The following is a 14,490-nucleotide window of genomic DNA, read 5'->3' as shown; positions in this document are numbered from 1 at the left end:
GATTGCAACCGGGGAGCGGGCACCCGGACAATGGGCCCATGACTGCCGTGACTCTGTTCGCCTTCGCCGGGCTATGCCTGCTGCTCTCCGTCACCCCCGGCCCGGACACCTTCCTGGTGCTGCGGATCTCGCTGCAGAGCGCGGGGGCCGGCATCGCCGCGGCATTCGGCTCGGCGGTGGCGTCCCTGGTCTGGGCCGCACTGGTGGGCGTTGGGCTCGCCGCTGTGCTGGAGGAGTCCGCGGAAGTGTTCCGCTGGCTGAAGGTCGCCGGCGGGTTGTACCTGCTGTACTTGGGAATCTCGTCGCTGATCCGGGCCCGCCGCACCACGACTTCTCCAGCGTCCAAGCACTCCCCACGCCGCAGCTACAGCCGGAAGGCAGGGTTTGGGGCCGGTGCGCTCTCCACGCTGCTCAACCCCAAGGTCGGCCTGTTCTACCTGGCCGTCGTACCGCAGTTCATTCCGCACGGTGGCAACACCCTGGACACGGCCATGGTGCTGGGAGCCATCGAAAGCGTCATCGGTTTCCTCTACCTGGTGGCGGTCGCCGTCGCGGCAGCGAAGGCCATGGCCTGGCTGCAGCGCCCACGGGTGAGCAGCGTGCTCGAACGCGGCAGCAGCGGCATCATCGCCGCACTCGGCCTGGGCGTTCTGGCATCGAGCGCCAGCTCCTGACTTTCGGTTCGGCGGGCGGCTGCGTCTTCTCCCGCAGCGCCGCTAGAGCACCACGGCGGGCCTTCGCGCGCATAATGTGACCATGACCGACAGGAACAGCGCGGGTCCGACGGAGAACATGAAGCTGCCGCGTCCGCCGTCGGCCAGCGTGACGGAGACCTTCCTCTTGTGGGCTCAGCGGGCGATTCTTCTTTGTCCTGACGCTTCTGGTCGGCTGGGTGGTCTATCAGCTGGCTTTGGCAGAGATCGACGACGGCGGACGCCAGCTTTGGCCTTTCCTGGTCATCTGGGTTCTGGCCTCCTACGTTCTGCTGCCGCGACTCAACAGGGTGCTGGCCCGGATCTACGTTCCCAGCTACTTCATCGGCAGGACCACCACGTCCGACGGCTTGCTCGGGGACCCCATCAACCTCGCGGTAGTCGGGACACCGGAGCAGCTGCGGTCGTCAATGGTGTCGGCGGGATGGAGCGAACCGGATCCCGTGACGCTCCGGAGCAGCTGGCACATCGTCCGCGCCGCGTTGCTGCACAGGAGCTATCCCGGCGCTCCGGTCAGCCCGCTGTTCGTGTTCCAGCAAAGGCAGGATCTCGCATTCGAGCGGGAAGTGGCCGGCAGCCCCGCCCAACGCCATCACGTCCGGTTTTGGATCTGCCCTCCTGATTGGAAATTGCCGGGCGGATTCGATGTGGACATGGTGGGCGCGGCGACATTCGACCGCAGGGTAGGCCTCTCGCTGTTCACCTTCCAGATCACCCACAAGATTGCCCGTGATACGGATGAGGAACGGGATCTCATTGTCGGCGTCCTGCGCGAGGCGGGAGCGGCCGTACACGTGGTGCGGCACTTTTCCACCGGGTATCACAGCCGCAACGGAGGCGGGGATGCCATCGAAACAGACGGTGATCTCCCCATCATTTCCCTTGGCCAGCCCCGCCCGGACGCCCGGGCATTTCCCGGACCCTGAGAGGGAACTTACGTCACGATGGACCGCTGATGACCCGGTCACGCCCGGCAAGAACCCCGGTGACGGCGAGAACCGCCATTATGGCCGCGGTAACCAGGAGCGGAAGCGTCCAGCTTCCGCTTGCATCGCGGAGGGCGCCGAACATTACCGGCCCCACTGCAGCTAGGCCGTAGCCGACGGATTGTGCCATACCGGACAATGACGCTGCCTGCGGGTAGTTCGTGGTCCGGAGGCTGAACAGGGACAGGGCGATGACAATGCTGCTCCCGCACCCCACTGCCCCGAGTAGGACCCACAGCAATACGAGGTCCGGCGCAAGTGCCAGCCCGAGAAACGTCACGAACATGAGCCCGCTGCTCGTGAAAGATACAAGCCGCTGGTCCGAACCGCGGTGAAGGATTCCTCCTGCGGCAAGGCTGGCGAACACGCTGATGAGCAGGAATAAGGACAGGTGGATGCCCGCAGTGGTGGCGGGAATACCCTGGCTTTGTTCGATGGTGGGCAGCCATGCCATCAAGACGTAGAAGGCGATCGATTGTAGTCCCATGAAGATGGTCACCTGCCAGCCCAGGGCGGACGTCCATGGCGACCGGTAGGAAACCTCCGCCGTGGCGGCGCGCGCTGTGCCTGACTTGTGCCGGCGCAGCCACGGCAGGAGCACCGCCATGGCGATCAGAGCCAGCCCCACCCAGATTCCGAGGGCAAGGCGCCATCCCGACGGGGACGTTTCTGCCACGGGAACGACGACGCCGGCGCCGATTGCGGCGAAGGCAGCCTGTGTTGCGGTGTAGCTTCCGGTGATCTGGCTGACCCGCATCGGAAAGTCCCGCTTTACAAGGGAGGGCACTAAGACATTGAGGAATGCGATAGCCAGGCCGATAAGTGCGGTGCCCGCCCAAAGGAAGCCCGGCAAAGGCAAGGAGCGAAGCACAATGCCGGAGGCGAGGATCAGCAGGGAGATCCACAGTGCGCGGTCGAGCCCCAGACGGGTTGCGAAGCCGGGCGCCACGGGTGAGAAGAGAGCGAAGGCAATGAGCGGAAGGCCTGTGAGGAACCCTGCTGCGGCGCTCGATAATGCAAGGTCGCTGCTGATGTTGGCAAGTACCGGGCCCACGCTGACGAAGGACACCCGAAGGTTAACTGCGATGAGCAGAACGCCGATGAAGGCGAACCCGATCCTGGCGGTGCGGTCCGGCGCGTTCCGGGTGGTGGCAGCGGACATGGTGTGTTCTTCCATCCTTCGGGAGATCGGGGGCGCGAGCCGTCAGGCAATTTCCGGCCCGGGCTCTTCAACTTGCCGGCAGACCCACCTTATGCCGGGCTGGTTGCAATTCCGCGCCAGCCGGTCCAACGATGGCGCCGGACTCCTAAGCCTCCGCCACCGGCGCCACGAACTGCGCCGCGTACCCGGGGGCAATGGCGAACAGCCGCTAGGTTTCGGTGCCCGTGCCGTCCGGCAGGCTGGCATCGATAGGGAAGGTCATAAAGGCAGGCGTCTCGTACGGGTGCACCGACAGTGCGGCAGCGACGATGGCGTTGCGCTGGGAGCGCGGATAAACGGCCTCAATCCGGGTTTCCGGCACCTCCTCGGGCGAATTGACGACGCCGACCGTCGGGTTCGCGCCCGGCAGCGGCGTAAACCGCCCGGTGCCTTCAAGACTGAACGAGCAGTGCGAGTAATTGCCCAAACTGCCCGCCCCGGCGTCGCCAATGGCCTGCCGGACAGCGGGCGCGGCTGCGGTGGGGACGTAAATGACCAGACAATCCATGGGCTCCATGGCTGAAAGTCTGGCATGGGGAACTACGGTTGGCACGACGACTGCCCCGAGGCGGACGCCCGCCTGATCGTGCAGCTCGTCCGCTTGCGTTTGAGCGAAGCCGTCTCCCGCGCCGTCAGCTGAGCAGGAAGGTGATGGAGGGCGAAGCCATTGGCAGGAACATGGAGCGCCGATCCTACGCCGCGATGAACAGTTCCCACTCAGGAAAGGGATCCACAGGCAATGGCTGCCCGGTCTCTCCGGTTCCGACGGCGCCGGCAAATTCGTCGAGCCAGTCGGGCGGTTCCAACTCGCGGCTTTCGTCTGCGTGGCCGAGGTGCTGCGGCCAGTGCGGTGGTTCCCAGTCTTGTTGTTCGCTGGGATAGGAGCGTCCCGCAGGCGAGATCCAACCGGGTGGCTGGTCCCGGGTCGCGTCAACCGGCCTCCATGCTGTGGTGTGTCTGAGCCGGTGGTGCCGCCGGCATGGCTGGCCCAGGTTCGTGATGCCGGTCCCGCCTCCCCCGGACCACGCCAACAGATGATCCGCTTCGTTATCCAGGGAATGGTTGTTGCAGCCCGGAAAAGGGCACCGGCCGTCCCGAAGCCGCAACCATTGGCGCATCGCCTTCGGAACCCGGTAGCTCGTGCGCCCGATCTCCAGCGGCGCTCCGCTGCGCGGGTCGGTCAGCACACGCAGGAACGATCCGGCGCCATCCCCCACGAGCCGGCGCGCGATGCTCGGCGGAACGGGACCATACCCGTCCAGCGTGGCCGGTTCCGTCCCAGCGCCCAAAAGAGACAGCACCGGCACGGTCACCAGGACCTGCGCCTTGGGTGAGGGAGTTCCTTCCGCCACCCCCGCCACCAGCCAGTCAGCGGCGACGTCCGCACGGAGCTGGGTCAGGGTCCGGGGTTCATTCGGCCCCTGCAGGGCACGCGCCGCCTCCGTGACTCGGGACCATGCAGCCACCGCGACATCAGCAGGCAGATAGGCCGAGATCCAGGCCATGCCGTCCCGGTCCGGCACGAATTCCAGCCGGCGGTCCTCTGCACCCCTGCGGTGGCGCGTTTCGATACTTACGGGATGGTGCAGCTCACGCCATTTGCGCGCTTTGGCCCGGAACCTGCCCGGCACCAGCTCACCCGCCGGGCAGCCACGCGCGGCAGAGGGAGCTTCTGGATCCAGGAAATGAGCCTCCAGAGCAGCCGTCCCGGCGGGGTCCAGACCAGACGTTTCCTCAATCATCACCCGCGCGTGTTGCCATGACATGGTTCCCGCCTGCAGCGCAGACAGAGTCAGGGGCAACCCGGTGGTCAGGGTGGCTGACTCCGCTAGGAGGGCGGCCGCCGATCGTTCGCTCACGGTTAGGGCACAGGCCACCTCTGCTGTCACCGCCATTTCCTGGGCGGTGCGCTCCTGCGGGGAGGCGGCTGGGTCCGCCATGGCGGCGGCAACGCGGGCATATCGGGCGGCGAAGTGCACTTTCAGCGCGGCCAGCTTGGATTCCATGCTGGCCACCTCAGCCATACCGTCGAGGCACGCATCCGCTTCGTCCCGAAGAGGGTCAACGCGAGTCGAAGGCGCATTCGCGGCTCCCCGGGCCGCAAATGCAGACAACCTGGCAAGGGAGGCCTCTATGGCCTCCAACGTCTCCGCAGCTGCTCTGCCTTCCATACCCACAGCATGACAGGAGCCCCTGACAATAAAGCAGGCCTCAGAGTTGGAGGCGAAGGCCTTCATCCAGGATCTGTCTGATCCCAAACTTTCCTACGGTGAACATCCGCGGATTATCGTCGGAGTTGCTCATCATGGCGGTGGACAGGATGAGAGCCCACCCGCGGGCACTCATCCAGGTGTCGCCTTCAACTGCGGAGCCAAAGGCGCCCATGAAGCGGTGGCGAGTGCCGGCGTCGAACATCAGCCACCCCACGGCAAGATCGACCGCCGGATCGCCAGCCCCGACGTCGCCCAAATCGATCACGCCGGCGAGAGCGCCGTCGTCTGCCCGCAGGATGTTGCCAGGGTGGAGGTCCCCGTGGATCATCATCGCCACACCATGCCAGGCTCTGGCGGGGGAATCCGGGACACACCCATCATGATGCTCCACTGCTATCCGTCCGAGCGCGAGGCTGGCTATTGGCCCACGCCTATGAAAACGTCTACATGGAGGTGGGCCTGGCTTTGAACTTCACCGGGTCACGAACCCGGGATCTGGTGGCCCGCTCGTTCGAACTGGCTCCCTTCACGAAGATCCTGTACTCCTCCGACGCGCTCGGCCCGGCCGAACTTCTCTACCTCGGAGCGCGACTGAAGCGCAACGCGATCACCAAGGTGGTCGGCGAATGGATCGACGACGAAGACTGTTCAGAAGCGGACGGCCGCAAGATCGTGCAACCCATCGCCCACGACAACGCCCGCCGTGTGTACGCGCTCCCCTGAGCGCAGGTCTGAGATGCCGAGCAGCAGAACGGAGCGCATGCTGAACCCCGGCCCAGAAGAATCGCATCCAGCCTGGATTCGACAGACTCTGATGCAGCTCGCGCTCTCCGATCCGCCGGACTGCGGTCTTGCCGTGTCCCCTTCGAGCAGGACGACGTCGTGGCCAGCAATCAGCGCCCGCTCGAGCTGGGGCAGGAGGGTCCGGCTGAAGCCGAACATCCATGCCAGGGATCGCGACCGGCGCGACCCGGCCGGGTAGAGGGCGGGGCAAGCGCTTGCAGACGCACGTGTCAGAATTCATCATGCGCATTCCACAGACACACGACGAGTTGCGTGCTCACCTAGCCGAACAGCTCGGTTTTCTGAGCACTGCCTGCTCTGAGTTCGACAAGGGCAAGTCCGCCTACGCAAAACTTGCAGCGACGGCTATCCGAGTGCTGCTTCACGACACCAGGTCGAGCCACTCGCTCCTTGAGCAGCTCGGGGTCAAATCGCAGATCCCTTTCCTCGACACTGCTGGGCAACTGCTGGACACGAATCTGGCGTCAACCACGAACCTTACAGTGCAGAGAGTCACCGTGATCGACAACGAAGGCCGCACAGCCCCTTCATATTTGCCGGTGCTCGACGACTATTCTCACCGGACCAGGCTTAACAGGCCGACGGCCTTCGGCCTGAGCCAAGAGCCAGCTGCCGGAAGGCGTCTACCGTTTGAAGAGTGGTGGACAATGACGGTCATCCGTGATGGTTTTCGAACGGACTTTTCACGACGCGATCTCGTCCTCGCGCTCAGCAATCAGGATGGCGGTGCACATGTGGATCCGGAGATTCACGAGGCATACCACCGGCTCTCTCGGGCCAACTCATCCGGGTGGGTAGCGGTCGGGGCGGGAGACGAGACTCCTTTCAGCAGCCCGGTTCCTGCCTCTGTTCGCCAGATTTCTCATGAATTCCTCAGATCCATCCCACGGGGCTGGGCGCGCTAGCAGCAAATCGCTTGACTGCTCCCTGCTTTTGGGCCGCAACTAAGTGGCCTCGGGCATTGATCTCGCACGCCAGAGCACTGGTCCCGCAGTCGTCAGCACTATCTGTTGCGAGCGGAGGACTGGTGGATATTGGCTTGGCCTAATCCGTTTGTGCGCAGCCGGACGCTCCCCGGTGGGCACCGTGTTGCCGCGGCGGTTCCCGGCTCTGCATCTCTCCGACGGGGGGTGGGTCCAGGCTGAACGGCTCGCCGGCTCTCGGTCGATGTCCTCTATGCCCGCGGTTGGAGGGCAACCGCGGGCGGTCGCCACGCGGGCACGCAAGTGGCTATTGTTCCAGCCAGGTCGGATTCGGCCTCTGCTATATCGACAGCGGAAGATCAGTCGCCCGCCCTTGCTCAGGGCTAAATCGCCCTCCCAACCTTTGAGTGGGTCGACGAGGATAGCAGTTGGGACAGCGTGACTTGAGACGTGGCGAAACGGGCAGGCGGTGTTCGGTTGACAGCTGTCACCAAGGGCCGAGCTGAACTCCGGGGGCGCCTCCCCCGCAGAAGCAACGTTCAAGTCCCGTACGGAAGCGACTCCGGCTAGGGATTCACAAGCCGGAGGCCGCTGTCCGATTTCCAGCCCGGGCTCTACCGGCGCGGCAAGCTGGGTTTCCGGCTGCTCCCGCGATGGTCCAACTGTAGGGGGGAACGACAGCTCGACGCCCGCTGTCGTTCCCTCCTGAGATAGCCAAGGACGGCCAGCGCGCGCCCCCGCTGGCCGCTCCTAACCTCCGTGCAGCACGGTGAGGGTGCGCCGTCCGAACGCTACTACCGCATCTGGGTCAGGTAATTCAGCGTGAAAGCCAGGATTTGTGTCGTGATGGAACTTACCCGCAAAAGCGTTCAATTCCCGAAGCTCCTTGATCTGTGGCTGAAGACATACCAGAGGACTCGGGCTGACCGCCGAATCTATCTCGTTCAGCACGAGCCCCAAAGTCAAGTCGCTGGGCAGCTTTCCGGGGAACCGACGGTGAAGGTGTCCCTCTAATAGTGGCCTCAAGGCAGTCGCGGCACCTCGGACATCGGCATGCTTTCCATCTACGTACTCGTCCACAACACGATAGTTGGTGTAAAAGGGAGTCTCGCACTCACGGTCCAGATCAACCGCACTAAAGTTGGAATAAGCACTCGTTACACGCCGAATTTGAAGGGTAATCATACCTGGCGGGGTAGGTTTGATTTTCCTGATCGCACTTTGAGTTTCACGAAGAAAGCTAGGGTCATGTGCAAGCAAAATGAGCTGGGCGCATTTTGCAGACAACTCAACCAACAGTCCAGTTGTGTAGGCCCTCCTTGAGCGGTCGAGGCTACTCACTGGATCGTCAATGACAACTACTCGATTCTGCAAGTCCGGTGCCGCCAACATCGATGCCATGAAGAACGCAAAGGCGAGCGTCCTCTTGTCGCCTTCGCTGAGCGCTGTTGCAAAGGTCGGTTTGCCGCCCGCCAGTTTGACCGACTTACCGCGCAACGTGATTCCATAGTCAGTCCTTGGTGCTCCACCGAGGAAGTTGGTCTTTATCTCATCAATTGCAAATGCAGCCCCAAGGTTGGCCAGGTGCTTGTTGATGTCAATACGGTACTGCGTCAGGGTTTGCGTCATCACAGCTGTAAGATCTTCCCGTGCAGCTCGCTTGGCGGCTTCAGCCTCTTTCAATGAAGCTTCCGCGTCCCGTAGCTCATTGAAGAGATCTACGACCGGCTTCGAAAATCGCGTTTCTGCAAGGTCCAAGCGAGCCAATTCAGCATCAAGTTGGGAAATATCTTCATTCTCGAGATCTCCCTTGTACCCCTCAATCTGCTGCAGACAGGATTGAATCAGTTCATTCTGATCGGAGTAGATCGCCGTAAATTGCTCCCACAACCGAACTGCTTCTGCTCGTTCTCCTTCATCTCCAAGCAGGTCTGTGGGCGCCAAGGACTTTTTGGATATAAGACCAACCAAAAGGTCCTGCAAATTTAGCAGCGTTGCCACTGCTAGTTCATCCGGTTCAGATGCCAGTTCCTCGATGTCGACATAAGGCTTCCAGGCAACAAGACGCTCATTTGCGCGATTTCGCTGCTCTACCAGCTGTTCAACGATGGCAACAGAAGTGCCCGTCGCTATATCATGTGACGCATGGGCGACGCGCTCTTTAAGGACAAGATAGGATGCATTGAAATGCGTCTGATACATTTTGATTAGCGGCACGTCTTTAGTTGACTGTCCGCAATAGGGACAATGAGTTTGATCATCAAGCTCTTTACCGTGGCTTAGCCATTCACTAACATTTTCGCCTCTAAGTGTGTGGATGTGAGCGGAAACAAGCTCTTCGGCTTCGGCGTGAATATCATCAAGCGTAAGGTTCAGAACTTCAAAGATTTCGTCAATGTTCAAGGCGGGTATACTTAGGTTATCGGGAAGGGTTTGAGATGTAATTGCTCCCGCACGCATTGCGTTCGCCCGCCGCCCCTCGAGATCCTTCCGCTGCAGGGCTGCATCAAGAGGAGCCTTCAAGGACCTGAACACAGGCAGATGCATTCCTTTAAGGTAGGGCGTGAGTTGTAGAGTTAGACTCTTGATGGAAGCAGTTGCAGATTGCTGGCACGCAACTGCGACCTCCTCTTTCTTGCGACTTTGCACTGCGTTGTCACCTATGGCGAAGTCCAAGAGGTTCTTGCGATGCTCCGCAGTAATTTCGGCTCCCGAATAGACATTCTGTTCGATGAACGTCGTGTCAAAGAGCTGAATTTCAGAGCGCCGTTCGCTCCATGATCCGTTTGAGTATTTTACCGGATGGCCAGACTCAAATTGCAGCCCAACCTCAGGGTTCTTTGTGGTATCGATCGTCTGGCGCTCGCTAACGAGTGACGAGTCGCCAGTACCCACGGATCGCAAAACACTCGTGAGAGTAGATTTTCCTCTGCCGTTCCCTGCATACACAAGAGTCACTTGCTGCAGTTTGTGACTAGCAGCACTTGCGTCACTAAAGAGCCCTACGTTCTTGATATTTTCTATTCGCCGAAGCACGTTATCCCCATGTAGTTGTTACCCTCAGCAGAAGGCCCATCTAGTAGATTGTGCAACAACCCTCGGACAGGAACAGCGAAGTGCCGATGCATGTCGGTTGTGTCGAAGAACGGCCCGGTAGGGCGAACCATTGCCCCGCCCTTGCAGTTGCGGTATGGAGTTGAACTTCGCAGCTGCGGACGAGAACGGTGTCCGCACATTGAAAACGTCGACCCTGCACGGGGACTCGAACGCCATTCACGCGAAGACGGCCCCTTCGCACGAACCGCACTACACGAGCTCATCGTTCAGTGCGCCGCCCAGTCGTGCAGCCGAGCTGCGGGCCTCTTCGCTTGTACCAGCAGCGGCCCTAAACCTCCGCCACCGGAGCCACGAACTGGGCCGCGTACAGCGCGGCGTATGCCCCGCCGGCGGCCAGCAGTTCCGCATGCGTCCCCTGCTCCACGATCTGGCCGTTCTCCATCACCAGGATGAGGTCGGCGTCGCGGATGGTGGAGAGCCGGTGGGCAATGACAAACGACGTCCGATCCGACCGCAGCGCGCTCATCGCCTTCTGCACCAGCACCTCGGTGCGGGTGTCCACGGAACTGGTGGCCTCGTCCAGGATCAGCACCGACGGGCGGGCCAGGAACGCCCGGGCGATGGTGAGCAGCTGCTTCTCCCCCGCGGAGACGTTGGAGGCCTCGTCGTCGAGCACGGTGTCATAGCCGTCCGGCAGGGACCGCACGAACCGGTCCACGTACGTCGCCTGCGCCGCCTCCAGGATCTCCGCTTCCGTGGCGGACGGCCGGCCGTAGGCAATGTTGTCCCGGATGGTCCCGCCGAACAGCCAGGTGTCCTGCAGCACCATGCCCATCCGCGAGCGCAGCTCGTGCCGGGACATCGCGGCGACGTCCACGCCGTCGAGCGTGATCCGCCCGGCGTCCAGCTCGTAGAAGCGCATCATCAGGTTCACCAGCGTGGTCTTCCCTGCGCCGGTCGGCCCGACAATCGCCACCGTCTGCCCCGGCTCGGCCACAAGGCTCAGGTCCGAAATCAGCGGCTTGTCCGGCGAGTAGGAGAACGACACGTCCACGAACACCAGCCGCCCGCGCCCGCCGGACGGCGCCACGGACGGAACGGGATCCGGTGACTGCTCCTCCGTGTCCAGCAGCTCGAACACCCGCTCGGCCGACGCCACGCCGGACTGCAGCAGGTTCGCCATCGCCCCGAGCTGCGCCAGCGGCTGGGTGAACTGCCGCGAGTACTGGATGAACGCCTGCACATCGCCCAGCTGCATCGCCCCCGATGCGACCTGCAGCCCGCCCACTACGGCGATCCCCACATAGACCAGGTTCCCGATGAACGTCATGGCCGGCATGATGAGCCCGGAGATGAACTGCGCGCCGAAGCTCGCCCCGTACAGCTCGGCGTTCTTCTGCCGGAACCGTTCCTCCACTTCCGGCTGCCGGCCGAAAACCTTCACCAGCGCGTGCCCGGTGTAGGTCTCCTCGATCTGCGCGTTCAGCTCGCCGGTATGCTTCCACTGCGCCACGAACAGCTTCTGCGAGCGCTTGGCGATCACCGCCGTCGTCGCGAGCGTCAGGGGAATGGTTACCAGCGCAATGACCGCCAGCGTGGGCGAGAGGAGAACCATCATCAGCAGCACGCCCGCCACGGTCAGCAGTGACGTGACGGCCTGGCTGATGGACTGCTGCAGGCTCTGCGAGATGTTGTCGACGTCGTTGGTCACCCGGCTGAGCAGCTCGCCGCGCTGGACCGAGTCGAAGTACCGCAGCGGCAGGCTGTTGATCTTCGCCTCGATCCGCTCGCGCAGGCGGTAAACGGTGCGTTGCACGACGCCGTTGAGGATGTATGCCTGGACCCACCCGAACGCGGACGCCAGCACATACAGCGCCAGCGCCCAGAGCAGTACGGAGGACAGTGCGGTGAAGTCGATGCCGGTGCCGGGCGTCAGGGCCATGGCGCTGAGCATGTCCGCCTTTTGGTCCTCCCCCGCGGCGCGCAGCTGGGCGAGCAGCTCCGCCTTGCTCACCCCCGGCGGCAGTTCCTTGGACACGACGCCGGCGAAGATCAGGTTGGTGCCTTCGCCGAGGAGCCGCGGCCCGATCACCGATAACGCCACACTCCCGACCGCGAGCACCAGGACCAGCGCCAGCCACTGCCGCTCCGGGCGCAGCTGCCCCAGCAGCCGCCTCGCCGACGGGCCGAAGTTCATCGCCTTCTCCGCCGGGATGTTCATCCCCGCAAAGGGTCCGCCGCGGCCGGGTCCGCCGGCGGGCCGCGGAATCCGTGCCGGGGTCTGGGCCGCGGCGGGGGCGGCCGGCGGCGTCGCCTTATCCGTGGTGCTCATGCCGCCTCCTCCGCCGCGAGCTGCGAGTTCACGATCTCCTGGTACGTCGCAGACGTCTGCAGCAGCTCCTCGTGCGTGCCCCGCCCGACGATCCGGCCGTCGTCGAGCACCAGGATCTGCTCCGCGTCGAGGATGCTCGAGACCCGCTGGGCGATGATCACCAGCGTGGCGCCGGCGGTGTGCTGCTTGAGGGCCTGCCGGAGCCGGGCGTCCGTGGCCGTGTCCAGCGAGGAGAACGAATCATCAAAGATGTAGAGCTCCGGCCGTTTCACCAGCGCCCGGGCAATCGCGATCCGCTGCCGCTGCCCGCCGGAGACGTTGGTGCCGCCCTGGGAAATGGGCGCGTCCAGCCCGCCCTCCATGTCGCGGACAAAGTCCTCTGCCTGGGCAATGTTGAGCGCCTGCCAGAGCTCCTCCTCGGAGGCGTCCGGTTTGCCGTAGAGCAAGTTGCTGCGGACCGTGCCGGAGAAAAGGTAGGGCCGTTGCGGGACCAGCCCGATGTGCCCCCAGAGCAGGTCCGGATGCAGCTCGCGCACGTCCACGCCGTCAATCCGGACCGACCCGGCCGTAGCGTCGAAGAGCCGCGGCATCAGGTTCACCAGGGTGGTCTTGCCGGAGCCGGTGCTGCCGATGATCGCCGTCGTCTGCCCCGCGCGGGCGGTGAAACTGATGCCGCTCAGGACCGGGGCCTCGGCGCCGGGGTAGGCAAAGCCGACGCCGTGCATCTCCAGCTCGCCGCGGCGGGTTCCCGCCGGGAACCGGACCGCATGCTCGGGCGGCCTGACGCTGGATTCGGTGCGCAGCACCTCACCGATCCGGTCAGCCGAGACCGAGGCGCGCGGGATCATGATAGCCATGAAGGTGGCCATCATGACGGACATCAGGATCTGCATGAGGTAACTCAGGAACGCGATGAGGGTGCCCACCTGCATCGAGCCGTCCTCGATCCGGAACGCCCCGAACCAGATCACCGCCACGCTCGAGACGTTCAGCACCAGCATCACCACCGGGAACGCGAGCGCCATCAGGCGGCCGGCGCGCAGGGCAGTGTCCGTGACATCCGCGTTGGCCCGCCCGAAGCGCCCGGTCTCGATGTCCTCCCGGACGAAGGCGCGGACCACCCGGATACCGGTGAGCTGCTCGCGCAACACCCTGTTCACGGTGTCTATCCGGGTCTGCATCATCCGGAACAGCGGGACCATCCGGGTGATGATCACCCCGATCCCGGCCAGCAGTACGGGCACGCTGACGGCGATCAGCCAGGACAGCTGCGGGTCCTGGCGGATGGCCATGATCACCCCGCCGATGCTGAGCATGGGCGCCGCGACCATCATGGTGGCGGCCATCAGCACCAGCTGCTGGATCTGCTGGACGTCATTGGTGGACCGGGTGATCAGGCTGGGGGCGCCGAAGCGGGTGACCTCCTGCTCGGAAAACTCCGCCACCCGGCTGAAGATTGAGCCGCGCAGGTCCCGGCCCATCCCCATGGCGGCCTTCGCACCGAAGTACACCGCGGCGATGGTGCAGGCGATCTGCAGCAGGGTGACCAGCAGCATCACGCCGCCGGTTCCCAGGATGTACGCCGTGTTCCCCTTCGCCACTCCCTCATCAATGATGTCCGCGTTCAGGGTGGGCAGGTACAGCGAGGCGATGGACTGCGCCAGCTGGAAGACGACGACGGCGAGAAGCAGCCGCCGCTGCGGCCGCAGGTATTCGACGAGCAGTTTCCAGAGCATCCGGACTCCCAGCCACATGTCCCACACAGTGATTCGAACGCCAGTCTACGTCCGCACGTGGTCAAACGGCTGGCTGGCAGCCAGCCGTGATCCTCGGAGTGTCATGGCGGTCCACGGTGTCCATTTTGCGGCCTCTTGCGGGTCCGGATGGCCGGTGCTATAAACATCTATCGGCCCGTTCACCCCCGCCGAAACCCGTGCTTTTCGGAAGGATTCCGATGGATCAAGGCACTCTTATTGCCTACGCCGGCGGCTACATCGCGGCAGTTGTTGGCGTTTTCCTCTTGTACCTGCCCCTGATTATCGGCATCGGCCTGCTGCTGCTCTTGGCCGGCTCGGTCACGCTCGCGGTTCTCGTGATCAAGGTCTTGACGGTGGATCTGTACCGGTTCCTGGCGCGGGAGATCCGTACTCCTACCGCCCGCCTGCACGGCGGCCCGGGCCGCGAACGGCTGGTTCCGCACTGACCGTGCGCGCCGTTCGGCAGGTGAGGCTCCTGGATGCGTCCGCACTGCCTCTTGCCTG

12 protein-coding genes are annotated in these 14,490 nt (G+C 63.6%); 5 read left to right on the top strand and 7 right to left on the bottom strand.

The window, feature by feature from the left end; all coding sequences use genetic code 11:
* The first annotated feature begins 38 nt into the window (after nt 1-38).
* On the top strand, nt 39-674 hold the full coding sequence (locus QFZ65_RS03340; RefSeq protein ID WP_306908157.1) for a LysE family translocator: 636 nt from the start codon (nt 39-41) through the stop codon (nt 672-674).
* Between the two features lie 236 nt (nt 675-910).
* On the top strand, nt 911-1,639 hold the full coding sequence (locus tag QFZ65_RS03335) for an LssY C-terminal domain-containing protein (RefSeq protein ID WP_306908156.1): 729 nt from the start codon (nt 911-913) through the stop codon (nt 1,637-1,639).
* 13 nt (nt 1,640-1,652) lie between these two features.
* On the opposite strand, the gene QFZ65_RS03330 is transcribed toward QFZ65_RS03335, so the two are convergent.
* The 4 genes from QFZ65_RS03330 to QFZ65_RS03315 all read right to left on the bottom strand — a co-directional run bounded on the left by QFZ65_RS03330 (nt 1,653) and on the right by QFZ65_RS03315 (nt 5,444).
* Complete coding sequence (locus QFZ65_RS03330; RefSeq protein WP_306908155.1) at nt 1,653-2,861, bottom strand: MFS transporter; 1,209 nt, start codon at nt 2,859-2,861, stop codon at nt 1,653-1,655.
* 208 nt (nt 2,862-3,069) lie between these two features.
* On the bottom strand, nt 3,070-3,408 hold the full coding sequence (locus QFZ65_RS03325; protein WP_306912488.1) for a hypothetical protein: 339 nt from the start codon (nt 3,406-3,408) through the stop codon (nt 3,070-3,072).
* A 184-nt stretch (nt 3,409-3,592) separates the two neighbouring features.
* Entirely contained in the window at nt 3,593-5,071 is a 1,479-nt protein-coding gene (locus QFZ65_RS03320; RefSeq protein ID WP_306908154.1) for an HNH endonuclease signature motif containing protein, read from the bottom strand.
* 40 nt (nt 5,072-5,111) lie between these two features.
* Nucleotides 5,112-5,444, bottom strand: coding sequence for a phosphotransferase (locus QFZ65_RS03315; protein WP_373427558.1), 333 nt, complete (start codon nt 5,442-5,444; stop codon nt 5,112-5,114).
* A gap of 89 nt (nt 5,445-5,533) precedes the next feature.
* Between QFZ65_RS03315 and QFZ65_RS03310 the strand changes: the two genes are divergently transcribed.
* On the top strand, nt 5,534-5,836 hold the full coding sequence (locus QFZ65_RS03310) for a hypothetical protein (protein ID WP_306908152.1): 303 nt from the start codon (nt 5,534-5,536) through the stop codon (nt 5,834-5,836).
* A 287-nt stretch (nt 5,837-6,123) separates the two neighbouring features.
* Nucleotides 6,124-6,822 carry a hypothetical protein gene (locus QFZ65_RS03305; RefSeq protein WP_306908151.1) on the top strand — a complete coding sequence of 233 codons (699 nt, stop codon included), beginning with the start codon at nt 6,124-6,126 and terminating at the stop codon, nt 6,820-6,822.
* Between the two features lie 768 nt (nt 6,823-7,590).
* On the opposite strand, the gene QFZ65_RS03300 is transcribed toward QFZ65_RS03305, so the two are convergent.
* The 3 genes from QFZ65_RS03300 to QFZ65_RS03290 form a co-directional block, all read right to left on the bottom strand.
* A complete protein-coding gene (locus tag QFZ65_RS03300) occupies nt 7,591-9,735 on the bottom strand; it encodes an AAA family ATPase (protein ID WP_306908150.1) in 2,145 nt (714 codons plus the stop codon).
* Between the two features lie 490 nt (nt 9,736-10,225).
* The gene (locus tag QFZ65_RS03295) at nt 10,226-12,229 is read right to left on the bottom strand and encodes an ABC transporter ATP-binding protein (protein WP_306908149.1); all 2,004 of its coding nucleotides are present in this window, start codon (nt 12,227-12,229) and stop codon (nt 10,226-10,228) included.
* Nucleotides 12,226-13,965 carry an ABC transporter ATP-binding protein gene (locus tag QFZ65_RS03290; RefSeq protein ID WP_306908148.1) on the bottom strand — a complete coding sequence of 580 codons (1,740 nt, stop codon included), beginning with the start codon at nt 13,963-13,965 and terminating at the stop codon, nt 12,226-12,228. Before QFZ65_RS03290 ends, QFZ65_RS03295 begins: the two co-directional genes overlap by 4 nt.
* 218 nt (nt 13,966-14,183) lie before the next feature.
* On the opposite strand from QFZ65_RS03290, the gene QFZ65_RS03285 reads away from it, so the two are divergent.
* Nucleotides 14,184-14,432, top strand: coding sequence for a hypothetical protein (locus tag QFZ65_RS03285; protein ID WP_306908147.1), 249 nt, complete (start codon nt 14,184-14,186; stop codon nt 14,430-14,432).
* Nucleotides 14,433-14,490: the final 58 nt, after the last annotated feature.

Origin of the sequence: Arthrobacter sp. B3I9 (assembly GCF_030816935.1) — a bacterium.
Taxonomy (GTDB): domain Bacteria; phylum Actinomycetota; class Actinomycetes; order Actinomycetales; family Micrococcaceae; genus Arthrobacter.
The sequence above is the reverse complement of the archived record's forward strand: the minus strand, read 5'-3'. Positions and strand labels throughout refer to the sequence as shown.